Source organism: Thalassovita aquimarina (genome assembly GCF_018219815.1).
In the GTDB taxonomy this organism is placed as follows: Bacteria; Pseudomonadota; Alphaproteobacteria; order Rhodobacterales; family Rhodobacteraceae; genus Thalassobius; species Thalassobius aquimarinus.
In genome coordinates, this window is the sequence record NZ_JADMKU010000025.1 from 50,486 (window position 1) to 56,681 (window position 6,196).

General features: G+C 61.7%; 7 protein-coding genes. 4 read left to right on the top strand and 3 right to left on the bottom strand.

Annotation, left to right across the window (positions count from 1 at the left end; translation table 11 throughout):
- Window positions 1-21: 21 nt before the first annotated feature.
- Window positions 22-228 carry a 50S ribosomal protein L32 gene (gene rpmF / locus IT775_RS19315; protein ID WP_058263232.1) on the bottom strand — a complete coding sequence of 69 codons (207 nt, stop codon included), beginning with the start codon at window positions 226-228 and terminating at the stop codon, window positions 22-24.
- Between the two features lie 146 nt (window positions 229-374).
- Entirely contained in the window at window positions 375-923 is a 549-nt protein-coding gene (locus IT775_RS19320) for a YceD family protein (RefSeq protein WP_212702882.1), read from the bottom strand.
- Between the two features lie 87 nt (window positions 924-1,010).
- On the opposite strand from IT775_RS19320, the gene IT775_RS19325 reads away from it, so the two are divergent.
- Both IT775_RS19325 and IT775_RS19330 read left to right on the top strand, forming a co-directional pair.
- On the top strand, window positions 1,011-1,466 hold the full coding sequence (locus IT775_RS19325; protein ID WP_212702883.1) for an outer membrane protein assembly factor BamE: 456 nt from the start codon (window positions 1,011-1,013) through the stop codon (window positions 1,464-1,466).
- A gap of 130 nt (window positions 1,467-1,596) precedes the next feature.
- Window positions 1,597-2,328 carry a GNAT family N-acetyltransferase gene (locus tag IT775_RS19330; RefSeq protein ID WP_212702884.1) on the top strand — a complete coding sequence of 244 codons (732 nt, stop codon included), beginning with the start codon at window positions 1,597-1,599 and terminating at the stop codon, window positions 2,326-2,328.
- A gap of 48 nt (window positions 2,329-2,376) precedes the next feature.
- Here the strand turns inward: IT775_RS19330 and IT775_RS19335 are convergent, their stop codons facing one another.
- Window positions 2,377-2,859 (bottom strand): Hsp20/alpha crystallin family protein, encoded by a 483-nt coding sequence (locus tag IT775_RS19335; protein ID WP_212702885.1) that lies wholly within the window; start codon window positions 2,857-2,859, stop codon window positions 2,377-2,379.
- Between the two features lie 136 nt (window positions 2,860-2,995).
- Here IT775_RS19335 and IT775_RS19340 point away from each other — a divergent pair, with 136 nt between their 5' ends.
- Window positions 2,996-4,816, top strand: a complete 1,821-nt coding sequence (locus IT775_RS19340) for an ABC-F family ATP-binding cassette domain-containing protein (RefSeq protein WP_212702886.1) — start codon at window positions 2,996-2,998, stop codon at window positions 4,814-4,816.
- Window positions 4,817-4,933: 117 nt separating this feature from the next.
- Window positions 4,934-5,704 (top strand): TIGR01458 family HAD-type hydrolase, encoded by a 771-nt coding sequence (locus tag IT775_RS19345; protein ID WP_212702887.1) that lies wholly within the window; start codon window positions 4,934-4,936, stop codon window positions 5,702-5,704.
- Window positions 5,705-6,196: the final 492 nt, after the last annotated feature.

Consider the following 6,196-nt stretch of genomic DNA (forward strand, 5'->3'; position numbering starts at 1 on the left):
CGCTGGTCCCCGAGTTTTGCGTTATGCCGCGTCTTCGTCCAGATCGATTTCGTCGACCAGAGCGACGACTTCACGATCGGCATAGTGACCGCAGGATGCGCAAACATGGTGCGGGCGCTTCAGCTCGCCACAGTTGGGGCATTCGTTGGGATTTGCCGCGACCAGCGCGTCATGCGCGCGACGGTTGTTGCGGCGCGACTTGGATACTTTGTTCTGTTGGACAGCCATGTCACAACCTCAATTTCCTAGGGGCGCAGGCGGCCCGGTTTCACGTGGGTTCGTGGCTCATATTCGGTCCGTGCCGACATGTCCAACCCAAAATTCGGATGAGCGCCGGAAAATACTGTGAATCCACTTCGGTGCAAGTGTTTTTTTCAGTCTTTCTTTTCCAGCTTGTCACGCAGGGCGGCCAGCCCGGCAAAGGGTTTGGTTTCCTCGTCCGTCATAGCCTTTTTTCCCGGTTCGGTGAATTGGCTTTCGGTCAGCTCCACGCCTGCGGCGCGCGGGTAGAGAGGCAGCGCCAGCGACAGGGATTCGATCATCGTCTCTGCCGGATCAATCACGCTGCCCAGGGCTTCCAGCGTGTCGTCCTCCGGCATTTCCACCTCTTCTTCATCCGTGGCGTCCTCGGGCAGGTCGGCAACAAAGCGCCGGGTGATCTTTTCGTCGATCCGAGTGGTCACCGGGTCTAGGCTGACGACACAGGATTGCACCACGGTCGCGCCCAGTTCGGCCACAAGCAGCCAATCTTCGCGCCCCTCGGCGCGAATCTCCCCCTTGAAGCGCAGCTTGCGCAGTTGAACCAAGTCCAATTCGTTTGCGATGGCCGCAAGTTCTGCGTCATCCGGAACCAGTTCGAAACGGGTCGGTCTGGTGGTCGGCAGGTCGGAGACGCGCAACGGGTGGCTGGGCAGGCTTGTCATGATCGGGTGGGTTCCTCTGCTTGAACCGAAGGCTTTCCTTCTGTAAGCGGGATAAGAGGCGCAGAGGGCCAAGGCAAGAGGACAGCAATGTCACGCACGCGAAAGACTTTCAGAACTGCCGCCGCAGGGCTGGTAATGCTGGCGATGGCCGGATGCACCGCTTTGTATCGCAATCACGGATACGTGCCCACTGACGAGGATCTGTCCGCGGTCGTCGTCGGCGTCGATACCCGCGACAGCGTCGCCGAAACCATCGGCACGCCCGGCGCGACTGGCGTGCTGAACGATAGTGGCTATTACTACGTTCAAAGCCGGGTGCGCCATTACGCCTATCAACGCCCCGAAGTGGTCGACCGTCAGGTCTTGGCGATCAGCTTCGACAAGCGTGGCGTGGTCAGCAATGTAGAACGCTTCATGCTGGAGGATGGCCGGGTGGTTCCGCTGACCCGCCGGGTGACCAGTTCGAACATCGCCAACAAGGGCTTCCTGCGTCAGCTTCTGGGCAATATCGGACAGTTTCGGGCAGGCGACTTTACCGGATAAGGCGGGATAAGACCGGACAGAGCGGGGCAGGCAGTTCGTCACAGCCCTGATATATCTTGTGTGCTAAGGTCGGCGAAACTACCTTTTCACCCAGGGCAAATTGTCCTGGGAAAGCAGCCGGAGCCGCCTGATGCTGTCATTGAAGAAGGGGCGCTATAACACGCGCCTGGCCAAAACCGCCGAAGATGTCGAAGCCGCACAGCGGTTGCGCCACCTCAGTTTTCACGGGACAGACGGGCTGGACGTGGATGGTTTCGATGCCGTTTGCGTCCATGTTCTGGTCGAGGAAAGCAAGACCGGGCGGCTGGTCTGTTGCTTCCGGATTCTGCCGCTGTCCGGCGGCAGCGAGATCGGCCGCAGCTATTCGGCGCAATATTATGAATTGTCCGGCCTGAAGGATTTTGAGGGGCCGATGGTCGAAATGGGGCGATTCTGCATCCATCCCGAGGTCCGGGATCCAGATATTCTGCGCGTCGCCTGGGGCGCGATGACCCGGTATGTGGATGACAACGAAGTCGAAATGCTGTTCGGCTGTTCGTCCTTCCACGGCACCGACGAAAAGGAATACCTCGATGCTTTCGCGATGCTGAAGGAACGGCACCTGGCGCCGAAGCGCTGGTTGCCGCGGGTGAAGGCGCCGCAAGTGTTCCGGTTCGGCCAGAAACTGCGGCGCAAACCGGATGCGAAACAGGCGATGCTGCGGATGCCGCCGCTTCTCAGGACGTATCTGCTGATGGGCGGGTGGGTGTCGGATCACGCGGTTGTGGATCGGAACATGAATACGCTGCACGTGTTCACCGGGCTGGAAATCAACGCGATTCCGCCGGCCCGCAAGCGGCTTTTGCGCGGGGTCGCGGGGTAGGCGGACCCGTGACGGAGATCCGCCGTGCCCTCGCTGCGGAGCCGCGGCCTACTTCGCCTTCTTCACCTCGACTTTCCTGGTGCCCGTGACTTCCTCGGGCGGTTTGGGAATGGTCACGGTCAGCACGCCGTCCTTGACCTCGGCCGCAACGGTGTCGGGGTCGATGTCAAAGGGCAGGGTCATCATCCGTTCGAACGAACCGGAATAGCGTTCGATCCGGCGGAAAGTGCGGTTTTCCTCTTCGCCCTTTTCCTCTTCTTCGGTTTTCTTCTCGCCCTTGATGGTGATCCGGTTGCCGGTGATGCTGACATCGACATCCTTTTCGGTGATGCCGGGAAGTTCCGCGGTGATGCAGACGTCCTTGTCGGTTTCGCTGACATTGCTGCGGATGGCGAAGCCGCCTTCGCGATTAAGGATGCCCTTGTCGAAATCGTCGAATATCGTGTCGATCTGTTCGCGCAGCGCGGCGAAAGGATGTTCTTCTCCCTTGGAACCAAGCCAGGCCGAGGGGAGCCAACTGCGATGAGCCATAATGTGTTCCTCCTGACGGATTCAAATGTGATCGCAGTCTGACAAGTGCTGCGCGAAACGCATTGACGCAGGTCAAAGCTGCCGGAGAGCGCGCGCCCCATTGACGCCGCCCGCGCCGCGCGCTAGCCCGCCTGACATGGCACGTATTCCTTTGCTTCAACTGAACGACATCTCGCTGACCTTCGGCGGCGATCCGGTGTTTCTCGATCTGTCTCTGGTGGTGCAGCCTGGCGAACGGGTGGCCTTGGTCGGGCGCAACGGGTCGGGGAAATCCACCCTGATGAAGGTGATGGCGGGGCTGGTCGAACCCGATCACGGCACCCGCGTGGTGCCGCCCGGCGTCAGTGTCGGGTATATGGAACAAGAACCCGACATGGCGGGTTTTTCCACGCTGGGCGACTATGCCGCCAGCGGACTGGACGCGTCCGAGATGTACCGGGTGGAAATGGCCGGTGAAGGATTGAAATTCGATCCCGCGCGCCCGGTGGAAACCGCGTCGGGCGGGGAACGGCGGCGCGCGGCGCTGGCCAAGCTGATGGCCGAGGCGCCCGAGCTGATGCTGCTGGACGAGCCAACCAACCACCTGGATATCGAGGCGATCGCCTGGCTGGAAAGCGAATTGCGCGAAACCCGCAAGGGGTTCGTGTTGATCAGCCACGACCGGGCTTTCCTGCGTGCGCTGACGCGGGCGACCCTTTGGATCGACAGGGGAAGCGTTCGGCGGCAGGAAAGGGGATTCGAGGCGTTCGAAGCCTGGCGCGACAAGGTCTGGGAAGAAGAGGACATCGCGCGCCACAAGCTGGACCGCAAGATCAAGTCCGAGGGCCGCTGGGCCGTCGAGGGCATTTCGGCGCGGCGCAAGCGCAATCAGGGACGGCTGCGCAAGCTGCAGGAATTGCGTTCCGAACGCGCGGGGCAGATCAAGCGCCAGGGCGCGGCGGCGATGGATCTGTCCTCGGGCCCGAAATCGGGCCGCAAGGTTGTGGAAGCGAAAGACATTTCAAAGTCTTACGGCGACAAGGTGATCCTGAAGGATTTCTCGGTCAAGATCCAGCGCGGCGACCGGGTGGCCTTTGTCGGCCCCAACGGCGTGGGCAAGACGACGCTGTTGAAAATCCTGATGGGACAAGAGGCGCCGGACACGGGAACGGTCAGTCTTGGCACCAAGCTGATGCCGGCGATCTTCGATCAGAGCCGGGCGCAGCTGGACCCTGAAATGACCCTGTGGGACAGCCTGACCGGCGATCCCGATATGCGGGTGTCGGGCAAGGCCGACCAGGTTCTGGTGCGCGGCCAGCCGAAGCACGTGGTGGGGTACCTGAAGGAATTCCTGTTCGACGAAAGGCAGGCGCGCGCGGCGGTCAAGTCCTTGTCGGGCGGGGAAAAAGCGCGATTGCTGCTGGCCAAGCTGATGGCGAAGGAAAGTAACCTTCTGGTGCTTGATGAGCCGACCAACGATCTGGACATCGAAACGCTGGACCTGTTGCAGGAACTGCTGGACGATTACGACGGCACCGTGCTTCTGGTCAGCCACGACAGGGATTTCCTCGACCGGGTGGCAAGCACGACCATCGCCATGGAAGGCGATGGCAGGGCGACCGTCTATGCTGGCGGATGGAGCGACTACCAGGCCCAGAGGGCCGAGCGCGAGCCGCAGGAAAAGAAAACAAAAGCAAAGCCTTCCGGGGAAAAGGTGAAGCAGGAATCGAGGCCGGAGTCCAAGCCCGCCGAGGGATTGTCCTTCACCGAAAAGCACCGGCTGGAGGCATTGCCGTCCGTCATTGAGCGGCTGGAAGCGGAGATCGGCAAGCTGGAGGAATTCCTGATGGATCCGGAGCTTTTCAGCAAGGAACCGGTGAAATTCCAGAAGGCCACCGACGCACTGGTCGAACGGCAGCAGGCGCTGGCAGCGGCGGAAGAGGAATGGCTGGTACTGGAAGAAAAGGCCGACGGCTAGGCGCCGCAGACCTTTATCGGCATTTGCGGCATTTGTAGCGGCAAACGCTACGGATGGCCCGGCCGCCCGTTTCGGTGCATACTCGGCCCATAGCTGGGGCAGCACGGAGGGGGCGGGGTGATCAGGGGCGTGGTTCTGGATATCGCCGGTGTTCTCCATGAGGGCGATCATGCGGTGCCGGGCGCCGTCGAGGCGCTGCGCAAGCTGGAGCGCGCGGGATTGCCCGTCCGATACCTGACCAATTCGACCCGGAACCCGAAACGCAAGGTCGTGGCCAAGCTCGCCGCGATGGGATTTCCCGTGACCCCTGCAGAGGTACTGACACCGGCGGAAGCGGCCTGTGACTGGCTGCGGCGCGAAGGCTATGCGCCGCATCTGCTGGCCCATCCCGATCTGGAAGAAGATTTCGCGGACCTGCCCGGCGGCGACCGGACCGCCGTCGTGGTCGGCGATGCGGGGCCCAGTTTCACCTATGAGCGGATGAACGCGGCCTTCCGGGAACTGGCAAGGGGCGCGCCGTTTCTGGCGCTGGCGGCCAATCGCGTGTTCCGCGATGCGGATGGCGAATTGTTGCTCGACGCCGGGGCCTTCGTGCGGGCGCTGGAATATTCCAACGGCACCGAGGCGCGGCTGTTCGGCAAACCCGCGCCCGCGTTTTTCCACGCCGCCGCGCAGGGCATGAACTGCGATCCGGGCGAGGTGGTGATGATCGGCGACGACGCCGAAAGCGACGTCGCCGGGGCGCTCAAGGCCGGGCTGGGGGCCGCGTTCCTGGTGCGGACGGGGAAGTATCGCAGCGGCGATGAGGCGAGGTTCGCACCGCGCCCGACGGCGGTGGTGGCGGATGTTGCGGAGGCGGTTGAGGTTGTGTTGAGACGGTGGGGGTAGGGGCTTTGGCGGCTTTTCGTTTGCTTTGCAGGGATTGATGCCTGCCTGCACGAAGCGGCCTTTCGTCTATATGGCAGAGAATGACCGCTTTCAGCCCAATGCGGTCGTACACCTGGCGAATAGTAAACCGAGTGATCACATGCAGGTTTGGCGGGAAGTGGACTTTCTCTGCGGGCGCGAGCCAGACAGGCCACCGGGCGGAAAGCCGACGTTCAGGCAGCAGCAAATCTGGGTTCCGCTCTGCACTGCTGCATGACGGCTTCGAGCCCAAACTACGTATTCATGACCCACCCAGAATCCTTCGCGAGGGGCTAACACCGGCCATTCACTGCAATGAGTCTCAATGATCACTTTGCATACCCGTAAAGTGGCTGCAACATGGTGCGGTTGGCGTTCTATTTGGGGAATGTCGTTTACTAGGGTCAGGACTCATAGCCAATAGATGACGGTTGCAGCGAGCGCGATTGCGGAGAGGAAGACCTTCGGGCACCT

Excerpts from the sequence above, each read along its gene's own strand:
- IT775_RS19325 (WP_212702883.1), top strand. The coding sequence starts at position 1,011 with ATGTCACGCACGCGAAAGACTTTCAGAACTGCCGCCGCAGGGCTGGTA.
- IT775_RS19335 (WP_212702885.1), bottom strand. The coding sequence starts at position 2,859 with ATGGCTCATCGCAGTTGGCTCCCCTCGGCCTGGCTTGGTTCCAAGGGA.
- rpmF (WP_058263232.1), bottom strand. The coding sequence starts at position 228 with ATGGCTGTCCAACAGAACAAAGTATCCAAGTCGCGCCGCAACAACCGT.
- IT775_RS19320 (WP_212702882.1), bottom strand. The coding sequence starts at position 923 with ATGACAAGCCTGCCCAGCCACCCGTTGCGCGTCTCCGACCTGCCGACC.
- IT775_RS19330 (WP_212702884.1), top strand. The coding sequence starts at position 1,597 with ATGCTGTCATTGAAGAAGGGGCGCTATAACACGCGCCTGGCCAAAACC.
- IT775_RS19340 (WP_212702886.1), top strand. The coding sequence starts at position 2,996 with ATGGCACGTATTCCTTTGCTTCAACTGAACGACATCTCGCTGACCTTC.